Below are 12,806 nucleotides of genomic sequence, written 5' to 3' on the forward strand. Positions count from 1 at the left end.
GATGAACGCCGCCCACCTGCAACGCGTCACCCACGAAGGCCTGGCCTATTACCGCGAGGGCCTGGTGGCCCTGCTGCTGGATGCGGTGCGACAGGGTGCTTCGGTGGGCTTTCTGGCGGATATCGACGAGCAGCAGGCCAATGCCTATTTCGATGAGGTGAGGGCGCGCCTGGCCAGTGGCGAGCAACTTTTATGGGTGATCGCCCAGGGCCATGAGGTGCTGGCCAGCGTGCAGCTTGGCCTGTGCCTGAAGCCCAACGGGCTGAACCGGGCCGAGGTGCAGAAGCTGCTGGTGCATAGCGATGCGCGGCGGCGTGGGCTGGGTCAGCAACTGATGAATGCGCTGGAGGCCGATGCCCGGCGGATCAGGCGGGGGATGCTGTACCTGGATACCGAGGCCGGCTCCGGCGCGGAGGCGTTTTATCGGGCGCAGGGGTACAGCAAGGCGGGGGAGATCCCGGATTATGCCTGTGGGCCGGATGGGGTGTATCGGGCGACGGCGTTGTATTTCAAGGTGCTGACTCCCGCTTGAGAGTGGTGATGTAGCCATCGCGGGGCAAGCCCGCTCCCACGCCATGTACCGAGGTGCTTCGTGGGAGCGGGCTTGCCCCGCGATGCTGTAACGCTCACATCTGGGTGAACCTGCCCAAGCGCTGGCGCAACATGCTGTTCTCACTGCGCAACTGCTGCACCTCCTCCAGCAACTCCAGCGCCAGCGCCACCCCTTCCCACTCCAGCTCCAGCTCCTGATGCAGCTTCACCGCGCGCTTCAAGGTCACCGGCGCGCGGTCATCGAACAGCCATTCGTCGGGCGTTCGCCCCGACGGTTCAACAATGCCGTGCTCGACGATCTCGATCACCCAGTCGGCCGTGACATCGGCCTCCTGGCACAGGGTACGCATGTCCAGTTGAACGATCAGGGTGCTGCTCATGGTCACTTACTCCATTGAGTCCTCGGGTTGAACGCAGCTTTCTCGGAGAGCTGGGTCCACAGCTCGCGCGCGGCGGCGTCGGACTGGGCGGGCATTACCACTTTCAATTGCGCATAAAGGTCGCCGCGCTCGCCCTGTTTGTTCAACAGGCCCATGCCCTTGACCCGCAGGCGCTGGCCGCTCTGGCTGTCGGGGCGGATGGTCAGGTTGATCTTGCCGGTCAGGGTCGGCACCGCCACCTTGGCGCCCAGCGCGGCCTCCCACGGGGCCAGCGGCACGGTGATGATCAGGTCATGGCCTTCGACATCGAACAGCGGGTGCGGGGCCATGCGCAGGGTCAGGAACAGGTCGCCGTTGGCGCCACCGCCCACGCCTGGCGCGCCCTGGCCCTTGAGGCGGATGCGCTCGCCATCGGTCACCCCGGCGGGGATCTTCACGTTCAGGGTCTTGGTGGTGAACCCGGTACGCTGCCCGGCGCCGTTGGTCTGCGGCACCTGGAAGCTGATCTGCTTGGATTCGTTGTTCAGGGTCTCTTCAAGGAAGACCGCCAGTTCCAGTTCCACGTCCTGCCCTCGTCTGCCGGTACTGCGCTGTTGCCGGCCGCCACCACCGAAGGGGTTGCCACCCCGGGCGCCGAAGATCGAACTGAAGAAGTCGGAGAAGTCGCCGCCCTCGAAACCGCCACCGCCATTGCCGCCGCGGCTCTGCCAGCCAGGCGGGGCCTGGAACGGCCGGCCGTGCTGGCCGCCGTACTTGCGGATTTCGTCGAACTCGGCGCGCTTGTCCTTGTCGCCAAGCACTTCGTAGGCCTCGTTGGCCTCCTTGAATTTTTCCTCGGCGTCACGCTCCTTGCTGACGTCGGGGTGATACTTGCGCGCGAGCTTGCGGTACGCGGCCTTGATCGCCTTCTCGTCCGCGCTCGGTTCGACGCCGAGTATCTTGTAATAGTCTTTGAAGTCCATCTGTGGATCACCAATGTGAAAGTGCAGGTTGCAACTGAAGATAGGGGCCAAGCATAGCCTTTCAAGGTGCGCTTGGCTTTGCCTCACGGCAGACGACCGGTCTTGATTCTGTAGCCAACTGGCATACACTGCGCGGCCGTTTTGCCTCCGGAAGCTTTCCCCTCATGTCTGACGTATCCCCGGCCCGCGCCCTTGGCATCGATTTTGGCACCTCCAACTCCACGGTCGGCTGGCACCGCCCGGGCGTCGAGTCGCTGATCGCCCTGGAAGACGGCAAGATCACCCTGCCTTCGGTGGTCTTCTTCAACATCGAGGAACGTCGCCCGGTGTACGGCCGCCTGGCCCTGCACGAGTACCTGGAAGGCTACGAAGGCCGCCTGATGCGCTCGCTCAAGAGCCTGCTGGGTTCCAAGCTGATCAAGCACGACACCAGCGTGCTGGGCAGCGCCCTGCCGTTCAAGGACCTGCTGGGCATGTTCATCGGCGAGCTGAAAAAGCGTGGCGAAGCCGCCGCCGGCCGCGAGTTCGACCAGGTGGTGCTGGGCCGCCCGGTGTTCTTCGTCGACGAAGACCCCGCTGCCGACCAGGAGGCCGAGGACACCCTGGCCGAGGTGGCGCGCAAGATCGGGTTCAAGGACGTGTCGTTCCAGTACGAGCCGATCGCCGCGGCGTTCGACTACGAGTCGGGCATCAGCCGTGAAGAGCTGGTGCTGATCGTCGATATCGGCGGTGGTACCTCGGACTTTACCCTGATCCGCCTGTCGCCCGAGCGTCACCTGGTGGACGAGCGCCAGGACGACATCCTCGCCACCGGCGGCGTGCACATCGGCGGTACCGACTTCGACAAGCAGTTGAGCCTGCAGGGCGTGATGCCGCTGTTCGGTTACGGCAGCCGGATGAAGAGCGGCGCACTGATGCCCACCAGCTACCACCTCAACCTGGCCACCTGGCACACCATCAACGCCCTGTACTCGCAGAAGTCGCAGCTGGCGCTGGGCAACATGCGCTACGACATCGAGGACACCCTGGGCATCGACCGCCTGTTCAAGCTGATCGAAGAGCGCGCCGGGCACTGGCTGGCGATGGAAGTGGAGGCCAGCAAGATCGAGCTGACCGAGCGTGACAGCCGTAGCGTGGACTTTGGCCGCATCGAACCGGGGCTCTGCGCCGAGCTGACCCGCGCGTTGTTCGAGGATGCCATCGATGGGTTGCTGGAGCGTGTGCGTGGCAGCGTGACCGAGCTGCTGGCCAGGGCCGGGGTGAATGAAAGCCAGGTGGACACGGTGTTCTTCACCGGCGGTTCCAGCGGCATCCCGGCACTGCGCAACAGCGTGGCGGCGATGCTGCCCAATGCGCGGCATGTGGAAGGCAATATCTTCGGCAGCATCGGTAGCGGGCTGGCGATCGAGGCGCGCAAGCGCTACGGGACAATCTGAACCTTTGCCTTCGCCTGTACTGGCCTCTTCGCGGGTAAACCCGCTCCCACAGGATTACCTATGCCTTGAAGGCAGCGGTGAACCTGTGGGAGCGGGTTTACCCGCGAAGAGGCCGGTACAGGTTCAAGCAATCCCTCAGACCAGCTCCATCCGCTTGAGCTCACTCTTCAGGTACGCGTAGTAGATCGGCCCCGCCACCACCCCCGGCAGACCGAACGCGGCCTCGAACACCAGCATCGCCAGCAACAGCTCCCAGGCCTTGGCACTGATCTGCCCGCCGACGATCCGCGCGTTGAGGAAGTACTCGACCTTGTGGATCACGATCAGGTAGCCCAGCGCCGCCGCCGCCACCCAGATCGACAGCGACATCCCGACGATGGTGATCAGGGTGTTGGACATCAGGTTGCCGATTACCGGTAGCAGGCCGAGCAGGAAGGTCAGCACGATCAGCGTCTTGGTCAGCGGCAGGTGCACGCCGAACAGCGGTAGCACCACGGCCAGGAAGATGCCGGTGAACGCGGTGTTGAGCAGCGAGATCTTGATCTGCGCGAAGACGATGTTGCGAAACGCCTGCACCAGCAGGCTCAGGCGCTCGAACAAGGCCGCGGCCAGGGGCTTGCGCCGGGAAATGTCGGGGATGCGCTGCAAGGCGACGATGGCGCCGAGGATCATGCCGATCAGCAGCGTCACGAACATGTGCGCCATGCCCTTGCCCACCAATTGCAGATCGCTCAGGTGGCTCTTGATCCAGTCGCCGATGGCCACCTTGAACTCGGCCGCGCTGGCCGGCAGGTAGGCTTCGATGAACGGCGGCAACTGGCCACGGGCGCGTTCGACCAGGGCCATGAACTTGTCCAGCGAGGCGCCGGGGTTCTCGGCCTCGTGCAGCAAAAAGCTGAAGGCACCGGCGAACAGCAGGGTCAGGGTGCTCACCACCAGCGTGCCCAGCAGGGCCACCGCCAGCCAGCGGGCGCGCTGCCCGGCGATCAGCGGCTGCAGGCGCGGGGTGAGCATGTTGACCAGCTCGAACACCAACAGCCCGGCCAGCAGGCTGGGGAGCAACTTCAGGGGCAATGCCAGCAACAGGCCGGCGATGACGATGACCAGGCTGGCAAGGGAGATCTGGCGGGGGGTGAAGGTCATACAGCCTCGACGGCAGACAGCGGAAAGTCCCGCAGTCTGCCAGCCTTCAATGCACAGGCATAGGCACAGGTCATTTCTTCTTCAGGCAGTCGCTCATGTAGGCCTTGCGCTCGTCGCCCTTGAGCGCCTTGGTGGTGGCGTCGGCATTGCAGGTTTTCATCTTGTCCTGTTGGGTCTGCGGCACATCCTTCTTCAGGCAGGTGCTCATGAACGCCTTGCGCTCATCGCCCTTGAGCGCCTTGGTGGTGGCGTCGGCGTTGCAGGTCTTCATCTTTTCCTGTTGCGCGGTGGCGGCGAATCCTTGCCCGGCGATCAACATGCCCAGCACCAGCAGTGGCACATGCAGCAGCTTCATGGAGTGGTCTCCTTGTCGGCGCGCCCAATGCGCGCGTGTCGAGCTGAGTGTAGACAAGAAATCTTACATCTCTGCCCGGGCCTGCCGCCGGTACTGCTCCGGCGTGCAGCCGGCCTGGCGCTGGAACATGGCGATGAACGCCGAGCCGCTGCTGTAGCCGAGGTCGAAGGCGATGGCCTGGATCGGCAGGCCGGCTTCCAGCGCCTCGATGGCCCGCAGAAAGCGCAGGCGCAGGCGCCACTCACCAAAGCTCATGCCCAGCTCGCGCAGGAAGTGCCGGGCCAGGGTGCGCTCACTGACGTGCACCTGCGCGGCCCACTCGGCCAGTGGGCGGTTGTCGCCGGGCTCGGCCTGCAGCCCGGCGAGCACCTGGCCCAGGCTGTCGCTGCGGGCGAACGGCAGGTAGCAGGTTTGCCTCGGCGCCTGGTGCAATTGGTCGAGCAGCACCTGGACCAGGCGCTGGTCGCAGGCGTCCTGGGCCACCTTGAGGTCGCGCCGGGCGAAGTCGCCGAGGATCGCCTTGAGGATGTCGCTGACCACCAGGCTGCAGGGCTGGGCTGGCAGCTCGGCGCACAGGCTGCGGTCCAGGTACACCGAGCGGTAGACGATGGCCTGGGGGTTGTAGCAGCCGTGCTCGGTGCCCGGCGGCACCCACACGGCGTAGTGGGGAGGCGAGATGAAGCGCTGGCCTTCGACATCCAGGTGCATGACGCCATGGGAGGCGTAGTTGAGCTGGCCCCAGGGGTGGCGATGGGGCGCGCTCTGGCTGCCGGCGCCGAATTCGTCGTAGCGGAAGTAGACCGGGGCAGGGAGCTGGTCGAATTGCGGGATGTCGAGGTACTGGCGGGGCATGTTGGCTGCTTCGCGGGGCGGGTTGTCTGGATGGGAGTATAGGCCTTGTGACAGACAACGGATAATACCGAGCCATCAGGGGCTGCTGCGCAGCCCTTCGCGGGTAAACCCGCTCCCACAGGATCTGCGCAAACTTCTGTGGGAGCGGGTTTACCCGCGAAGGGCCGCACAGCGGCCCCAGTCTGTCACTGTGAGTACCCGTTGCATGAATTACCTCTTCCCCCTCACCGCCATCCTCATCTGGGCCGGCAACACCGTGGTCACCAAGCTGTCCGCCGGGGCCATCTTCCCGGCCGAGATCGGCTTCTACCGCTGGCTGCTGGCCGGCCTGCTGTTCACCCCCTTCCTGCTGCCCCAGGTATGGCGCAACCGCGCGGCGATCCGCCCGCACCTGGGCAAGGTCTTCGTGCTGGGCGTGCTGGGCATGGCCATCTACCAGAGCCTGGCCTACTTCGCCGCTGGCATCACCAGCGCCACCAACATGGGCATCATCCTGTCGCTGATGCCGCTGATGTCGCTGGCCCTGTCCATCGCCTGGCTGGGCCAGCGCCTGAGCTACGGCGCCTTGCTCGGCGCGCTGGTGTCGTTCTTCGGCGTGCTCGAGGTGGTCTCGGCCGGCCAACCCTCGGCGCTGCTGCACCAGGGCCTGAACAGCGGTGACCTGATGATGCTGGTGGCCACCTTCGCCTATGCGCTGTACAGCTTCCTGCTGAAGAAATGGCAACTGCGCCTGCCGCCGATGCAGCTGCTGTACCTGCAAATCCTGGTGGCGATCCTGGTGCTGCTGCCGCTGTTCCTGCTGTCGCCCAAGACCGGGCTGAACGGCCATAACATTGGCCTGGTGGTGTATGCCTGCGTGCTGGCCTCGATGGTCGCGCCACGGGTGTGGATGCAGGCGGTGCACCGGCTGGGGCCAAGCCGCACCACGCTGTTCTTCAACTTGCTGCCGGTGGTGACGGCGGTGATTGCGGCGGTGGTACTGGATGAGCAGTTGGCCAGTTATCACCTGGTTGGCGGGTTGCTGACCCTGGTTGGAGTGCTGCTGGCTGAGCGCTGGACTACGCCAGTGCGTCGGACCTCATAGAACTGCACATGACTCGGTGACTGAGTGAGGACCTGTGGGAGCGGGTTTACCGGAGTGCCGGACCACCGCGAACACCGGCGCAGCCGGTGCCATGCACCGCGTCGTCTGTTTCGCGGCTAAAGCCGCTCCCACAGGGTACGCGCTGGCCGCTGGATCACAACCCCGCCGCCTTGAGCCGGGCGGCATGCTCGGTAAACAGCCGCACCGGCTCGGCGCCCTTGCCCACCGCGCCGAGCGACTGGTTGACGATGTCGAGGTGGTCGAGCGGATAGTCGTCACCGATCACCTGCCCCAGGTGCGAACTGAAGCGCCCGACCATGCCATCGCACTGGCCTTTCTCCCTGACGAAGCTGCGGGCGAACAGGCGGCAGAAGCGGTTGCTGCCATCAAAACGGTTGCGACCCTGGTCGGTGAGCCCAGGCTGCAGGGTGCCGGACCAGGAGTAGTAACGCACCCCGTTCACCTCAGCCGGCCCTTCCCCACCCCAGACCTCGGGCAGCCCCTGCGGATAAGCCTGGTTGAACAGCGCCACCCCGGCGCAGGTCAACGACTGATGCGAGGCATGCACGTCGATCGGCAGCGGGTCGCGGCGCCAGCCGGTCTCCAGCCACACCAGCAACACTGCCAGGCCATGCAGCACAGCCCTGAGGATACGCCCCTGGGCTGAGTCGCCCGGTGCCGTGCGTTCCAGGTGGTCGGCCAGCTCCGAACCATGGTTGGGCCCGGCCACCGAGGTCACCGAGGCTACCCGGTCAGGGCGCTTCGCCGCCGCATAGCGGGCACTCAGCGCGCCCTGGCTATGGCCGATCAGGTTGACCTTTTCGGCCCCCGTGCGCTGGCAGATGTCTTCGATGATGGCCAGCAACTGTTCGCCGCGCACCTCGCTGCCATGCAAGGGCGAGACCTGCACCGGGAACACCTGCGCGCCACCCCGGCGCAAGGCCGGGACGATGCCGAACCAGTAGGGATAGAGCAGCAACCGCACAAACCCGAGCATGCCCGGCACCAGCACCAGTGGATAGCGTGTAGCCAACGCCTGCGTCATTGCCCCAGCTCCTTTCCATGGACGACCGGCCCACACTACAGCGCCGTTTGAGCCCTGCGCAATCGAACTCCTGGCGCGCCGCGCGGTTCCAAGCAGAACAGACCCTCGAGCAAGGAGCGGGACCATGTACAAGCAGACCCTGGCCATTCTTCTGGCAAGCGCCACCCTCGCCGCCTGCAGCAGCCGCCCGGAAAACCCGGTGGACTACGTGACCTACCGCGACCAGCCGCTGGTCAAGCAGGTGGAAAACGGCATGACCATGCAGAAGGTCATCACCATCGGCGGCAGCCCGTCGAATGTCATCGACCTGCCCCATGGCGGCACCTGCAACGACTACATCCTCAACCGCGACGGCCACCAGCAGGCCTACTACGTGCGTTTTGACGCCACCGGGCATGTTGACGCCAAGGGCTTCAAGACGTGCAAGCAACGCCAGCAAGACAGCGACGCCGCCCACGGCGCATGACCACCCTGATTTTTTCGGAGATGAACATGAGCGTTGAACTGACCGATGTGAAGACCCTGCGCGAACGTGCGCGCAAGCACGCTGAAAACGGCGCGGTGACCGAGGGTTACCAGGCCGACCGCGAGAAGATCCTGCGCCTGCTCAACGAGTCGCTGGCCACGGAGCTGGTGTGCGTGCTGCGTTACAAGCGCCACTACTTCATGGCCAGCGGCATCAAGGCCAGTGTCGCTGCGGCGGAATTCCTCGAGCATGCCACCCAGGAAGCCGAGCACGCCGACAAGCTGGCCGAGCGCATCGTGCAACTGGGCGGCGAGCCGGACTTCAACCCGGACAACCTGAGCAAGCATTCGCATGCCCAGTACGTGGAGGGCAAGAACCTGAAGGAGATGGTGCTGGAAGATCTGGTGGCCGAGCGCATCGCCATCGACAGCTATCGCGAGATCATCCAGTTCATCGGCGACAGCGACCCGACCACACGGCGGATCTTCGAGGACATCCTGGCCCAGGAAGAAGAGCACGCGGACGATATGTCGGATCTGTTGCAGGGGCTGTAAACACCAGACTGTGGGAGCGGGTTCACCCGCGAACACGGGCATAGCCCGTGCCAGGCACCGAGGTGTCACCTTCGCGGGTAAATCGCAGCGGCGAACCGCCGCTCCCACAGGTAGAGTGCAGGTCTTGAATTCTCATCCCGCTCCCACGCACTTCAACGCCCTTTGTTCACCGCAGCCGGCGCCTTGCCGGCTTTCATCTGCTGCAACAGCGGCGTGCACTGGTTCGGCGCATCGCCACTGCTCGGCGCGATCAGCGCCAATAGCCCCGCCGCCGGCCCCACGACCACACCCAGTGCCAGCATCCCCGCGCCACGCAGCGCCAGCGGCACCGCCTGCACGCCGGCATTGGGCTTGGCGAACGGCCCACGCACATACAACGGCGAGCGCAGCGAGAACAGCCGCACGCCCTTGGATTCCGGGGTGATCTTCAGGTCCAGCTGCTCGCTGGCGAAGTTGGCCGTGCCGTTGATGTAGATGATCGCGTTCTCGGTATCGAAGACGAACAGGCGGGTAGTGGCCAGGCCATCCTTGATACCCACATCGGCCGCCGCGCAATTGATCTTCACGTCCTCGTCGCCGAACAGCTTGCCGATCACATAGTTGCCGACATTGAGCCCGGCGATCTCCATCAGGCTGCGGCTGATCGCGCCATCGTTGATCAGCAGGCGCAGGTCACCGTTGGAGGTGCCGAGCAACGCCGCCACCGAATTGCCGCTGCCGCGCAGGTCGGCATCGCCATTGAGTTCACCAAAGCTGGTCTGCATCGGCGCGAAGCTGGGGAACAGCTGCTTGAGCTTGAAGCCCCGGGCGGTGAGCTTGGCACGCCCTTGCAACGGCGTGCTGCGCCCGTCCAGGCTGATGTTGGAGTCGAGGTTGCCGCCGGCCACGCCGAAGCGCAGCGGCTCCAGGCGCAACAGGCCATCGTCGAGGATCACATGGGCGGCCAGGTCGTTGAACGGCAGCTGCTCGCTGTGGACGATGCGCTTGCCGGCGAACGAGACGTCGGCATCCATGGCCCGCCAGCGCTCGGTGCGGAATTCTTCCACCGGCAGCACCTTGCCCGCCGGCTGCTTGCTGGCGCCGCCACGGGCCTTCTGCTGGCTGTTGGAGTCGGCGCCGATCAACGGTGCAAGGTCCTTGAACAGCAGCTGGTTCGACACCAGGTTGCCGGACAGTTTCGGCCGCGGCTGGCTGGCGACGAACGCCAGGTCGCCATGGATATCGCTGGCGCCGATCTTGCCGTTGAAGCCCTCGTAGCGGAACTGCGCACCGCCTGCTGCATGCAAATTGGCGTTGAGGTGGCCGTCGGTTTCATAAGCCGGGGTGTCCGGCAAGGTCACGCCGGTGAGCGGGTAGAGGTTGCCCAGGCTGCTGCCGGACAGTTTCAGGCGCAGGTCGAGGGCGCCCAGGTTGCGCGGATCGGTCAGGGTACCGGCCAGCGCCACCTGGGTGTCGCCGATGCGGGCGTCGGCCTGCAGCGGGAACGGTTGGCTGGCATCCTGCAGCGCCAACAGGCCACCGATCTTGCCGGTGGCCGTCACGGCCTGGCCTTTGTAGCGGCCCTGGGCCTTGAGGCCGAAGGCGTAGGCCTGGGCGTTGCCGGCTTTCTCGGCGCGGGCCTTGCCGACGATGTCGCTGAACGGGATCGGTTTGCCCAGCGGGTCGACCTGCACCTTCAGGCTGGTCTTGAGGGTCTGGTCGTCGAAGCTCACGTTGCCCTGGTCGAAGCCGATGGCGCCGATATCCAACACCCATTTCGACGGTGGTTGGTTGTCATCCTTGGGCCCGAAGTCGAAGGTCCAGTTGGCGCGGCCGTCGGCCAGCCGGGTGAGGCTGGCGCTGGGCTTGACCAGATCGATGCGTGGGATGCTGATGCGCTGGACGATCAACGGCAGTGGCGCCAGGCGGAACTCGACCCGCTCGAGGCCGACCATGCGCGGCTCCTTGAGCCAGTCCGGGTTGCCCAGCGAGAGGTCTTCGGCGGTGAAATGCGGCCAGGGCACGAAGGCGCGCCAGCCGCCTTCTTCCGGTGCGGTGCGCCAGTGCACGGCGAGGTTGCCGTTGATCGCGAAGGGCCGATGCAGCGCCTCGGACACCTTCTCGTTGAGCAGTGGCTTGACGCGGTTCCAGTCGAAGGTGGCGATCACCACCACCAGGATCGCCAGCAGCGTGGCCAGGGTGACGAAGGTCCAGACAAGGATTCTGGCGGGGCGCGTCATTGCGGGGTTCTCCTGACTGCCGGGCACGAGGCGGGCATAACGATGGCACTTAAAATGTCGGACTGATGAAAACCCGCAGGGTTTAGTCCGGGTTGCCATGATAGCGAAGTTTTCCTGGCGCTTTTCTGCGCTATTGGTCTGCCGCGGGCCTTGGTGTTACTGCGAAATCGGCAGCGTACAATGCCGGCATAATCGTCGAAACCATTGATTCAGAGCCGTCGCGCCTGAGTATCAATAGCGTCGATTGTTACCATTACCCTGATGAACTTCTCTCTGGCGTTACGCGGCGTAGCATTGCCTCCGTAGCCACTTTTCAGCCCCCCGAGAGGAGCACCGAATCATGAAACGCCATCTGCTGCTGAGCCTGACCCTGTCCGTACTTGCCGCCAACGCTTTCGCCCTGCCTGCTGAAGACCAGCACTTGAGCGCCGAATCGCGCTCCAGCGCAGCCACTGTTGCCCAGCCGCTGAACACCCTGGCTGAAGGTGGCGCCGAACGCCTGCAGGAACGTGCCGGTCGCGTTGCCGAAGGTGGCTCGGATCGTCTGATCGAACGTAATAACCGCGTCGCCGAAGGTGGCTCGGATCGCTTGATCGAACGTAATAACCGCGTCGCCGAAGGTGGCTCGGATCGTCTGCTCGAACGCAACAACCGCGTCGCCGAAGGTGGCTCGGATCGCTTGATCGAACGTAATAACCGCGTCGCCGAAGGTGGCTCGGACCGTCTGATCGAACGCAACAACCGCGTCGCCGAAGGTGGCTCGGACCGTCTGATCGAACGCAACAACCGCGTCGCCGAAGGTGGCTCGGACCGTCTGATCGAACGCAATAACCGCGTCGCCGAAGGTGGCTCGGATCGTCTGATCGAACGCAACAACCGCGTTGCCGAAGGTGGCTCGGATCGCCTCGTCGAACTCAGCCGTGTGAGCTGATCGCCATGGCCGAAAACAACAAACCGCCCCGCTGTATCTGCTCCCCACCTAGCCCGGTCCATTGACCGGGCTTTGTTTTTTTATCCAGAATGGCCGGCCTCACAGCCACAGAATCCCGTCCCATGCTGCCGCGTGCCGAACAGAAGCTACAGACCCGCCAGGCCCTGCTGGACGCCGCCTGCCAGCTCATGGAGAGCGGCCGTGGCTTTGGCAGCATCAGCCTGCGCGAAGTGGCCAAGGCTGCCGGCATCGTGCCCACTGGCTTCTATCGCCACTTCCCCGACATGGACACCCTGGGCCTGGCCCTGGTCGCCGAAATCGACACCACCTTCCGCCAGACCATTCGCCTGGTGCGGCACAACGAATTCGAGCTGGGCGGCATCACCGACGCCTCGGTGCGCATCTTCCTCGATGTAGTCAACGCCCACCGTGCTCAGTTCCTGTTCCTGGCCCGCGAACAGTACGGCGGTTCGCAAGCCGTACGCCAGGCCATCGCCCGCCTGCGCCAGGACATCAGCAGCGACCTGGCCACCGACCTTGCGCGCATGCCGCGCTGGCAGCACCTGGACGGCGCGGCCCTGGCGGTGATGGCCGACCTGGTGGTCAAGACCGTGTTCGCCACCCTGCCGGAGCTGATCGACAGCCCGGAGCCGGGCAACCCGCAGGTGATGACGGCGCAAGAGAAGATCACCCAGCAGCTGCGCTTCATCTTCGTGGGTGCGCGGCATTGGCAGGGGTTGGGGAACCCAGGCTGATCCCTTGCCTGTACCGGCCCCATCGCCGGCAAGCCGGCTCCCACAGGGAATCACTCCTACAAAGACAGTTGC

General features: G+C 64.9%; 14 protein-coding genes. 7 read left to right on the plus strand and 7 right to left on the minus strand.

Going from position 1 to position 12,806, the window contains the following annotated elements:
* Position 1 precedes the first annotated feature (1 nt).
* On the plus strand, positions 2-532 hold the full coding sequence (locus EJA05_RS25250; RefSeq protein ID WP_125860624.1) for a GNAT family N-acetyltransferase: 531 nt from the start codon (positions 2-4) through the stop codon (positions 530-532).
* Positions 533-626: 94 nt separating this feature from the next.
* On the opposite strand, the gene EJA05_RS25255 is transcribed toward EJA05_RS25250, so the two are convergent.
* Together EJA05_RS25255 and cbpA are read right to left on the minus strand one after the other, a co-directional pair.
* Positions 627-932 carry a chaperone modulator CbpM gene (locus EJA05_RS25255; RefSeq protein ID WP_110992969.1) on the minus strand — a complete coding sequence of 102 codons (306 nt, stop codon included), beginning with the start codon at positions 930-932 and terminating at the stop codon, positions 627-629.
* 2 nt (positions 933-934) lie between these two features.
* Complete coding sequence (gene cbpA / locus EJA05_RS25260) at positions 935-1,894, minus strand: curved DNA-binding protein (protein ID WP_110992970.1); 960 nt, start codon at positions 1,892-1,894, stop codon at positions 935-937.
* 164 nt (positions 1,895-2,058) lie between these two features.
* Between cbpA and EJA05_RS25265 the strand changes: the two genes are divergently transcribed.
* Positions 2,059-3,330 (plus strand): Hsp70 family protein, encoded by a 1,272-nt coding sequence (locus EJA05_RS25265; protein WP_125860626.1) that lies wholly within the window; start codon positions 2,059-2,061, stop codon positions 3,328-3,330.
* Between the two features lie 135 nt (positions 3,331-3,465).
* On the opposite strand, the gene EJA05_RS25270 is transcribed toward EJA05_RS25265, so the two are convergent.
* The 3 genes from EJA05_RS25270 to EJA05_RS25280 form a co-directional block, all read right to left on the minus strand.
* Entirely contained in the window at positions 3,466-4,473 is a 1,008-nt protein-coding gene (locus tag EJA05_RS25270) for an AI-2E family transporter (RefSeq protein ID WP_125465731.1), read from the minus strand.
* A gap of 70 nt (positions 4,474-4,543) precedes the next feature.
* The gene (locus EJA05_RS25275; protein ID WP_110992973.1) at positions 4,544-4,828 is read right to left on the minus strand and encodes a PsiF family protein; all 285 of its coding nucleotides are present in this window, start codon (positions 4,826-4,828) and stop codon (positions 4,544-4,546) included.
* Positions 4,829-4,891: 63 nt separating this feature from the next.
* A complete protein-coding gene (locus EJA05_RS25280) occupies positions 4,892-5,680 on the minus strand; it encodes an AraC family transcriptional regulator (protein ID WP_125860627.1) in 789 nt (262 codons plus the stop codon).
* Positions 5,681-5,885: 205 nt separating this feature from the next.
* Here EJA05_RS25280 and EJA05_RS25285 point away from each other — a divergent pair, with 205 nt between their 5' ends.
* Positions 5,886-6,764 carry a DMT family transporter gene (locus EJA05_RS25285; protein WP_125860629.1) on the plus strand — a complete coding sequence of 293 codons (879 nt, stop codon included), beginning with the start codon at positions 5,886-5,888 and terminating at the stop codon, positions 6,762-6,764.
* A gap of 154 nt (positions 6,765-6,918) precedes the next feature.
* On the opposite strand, the gene EJA05_RS25290 is transcribed toward EJA05_RS25285, so the two are convergent.
* Complete coding sequence (locus EJA05_RS25290) at positions 6,919-7,809, minus strand: esterase/lipase family protein (protein ID WP_125860631.1); 891 nt, start codon at positions 7,807-7,809, stop codon at positions 6,919-6,921.
* A gap of 124 nt (positions 7,810-7,933) precedes the next feature.
* Here EJA05_RS25290 and osmE point away from each other — a divergent pair, with 124 nt between their 5' ends.
* The gene (gene osmE / locus EJA05_RS25295) at positions 7,934-8,275 is read left to right on the plus strand and encodes an osmotically-inducible lipoprotein OsmE (RefSeq protein WP_125860633.1); all 342 of its coding nucleotides are present in this window, start codon (positions 7,934-7,936) and stop codon (positions 8,273-8,275) included.
* Positions 8,276-8,301: 26 nt separating this feature from the next.
* Positions 8,302-8,829, plus strand: coding sequence for a ferritin-like domain-containing protein (locus tag EJA05_RS25300; RefSeq protein WP_125465736.1), 528 nt, complete (start codon positions 8,302-8,304; stop codon positions 8,827-8,829).
* Between the two features lie 152 nt (positions 8,830-8,981).
* Here EJA05_RS25300 and EJA05_RS25305 read toward each other — a convergent pair whose 3' ends face one another.
* On the minus strand, positions 8,982-11,048 hold the full coding sequence (locus tag EJA05_RS25305) for an AsmA family protein (RefSeq protein WP_125860634.1): 2,067 nt from the start codon (positions 11,046-11,048) through the stop codon (positions 8,982-8,984).
* A gap of 340 nt (positions 11,049-11,388) precedes the next feature.
* On the opposite strand from EJA05_RS25305, the gene EJA05_RS25310 reads away from it, so the two are divergent.
* A complete protein-coding gene (locus EJA05_RS25310) occupies positions 11,389-11,979 on the plus strand; it encodes a phage infection protein (RefSeq protein ID WP_125860636.1) in 591 nt (196 codons plus the stop codon).
* 122 nt (positions 11,980-12,101) lie between these two features.
* On the plus strand, positions 12,102-12,734 hold the full coding sequence (locus tag EJA05_RS25315) for a TetR family transcriptional regulator (RefSeq protein WP_125465739.1): 633 nt from the start codon (positions 12,102-12,104) through the stop codon (positions 12,732-12,734).
* The last annotated feature ends 72 nt before the right edge of the window (positions 12,735-12,806 follow it).

Origin of the sequence: Pseudomonas oryziphila (assembly GCF_003940825.1) — a bacterium.
GTDB lineage: Bacteria > Pseudomonadota > Gammaproteobacteria > Pseudomonadales > Pseudomonadaceae > Aquipseudomonas > Aquipseudomonas sichuanensis.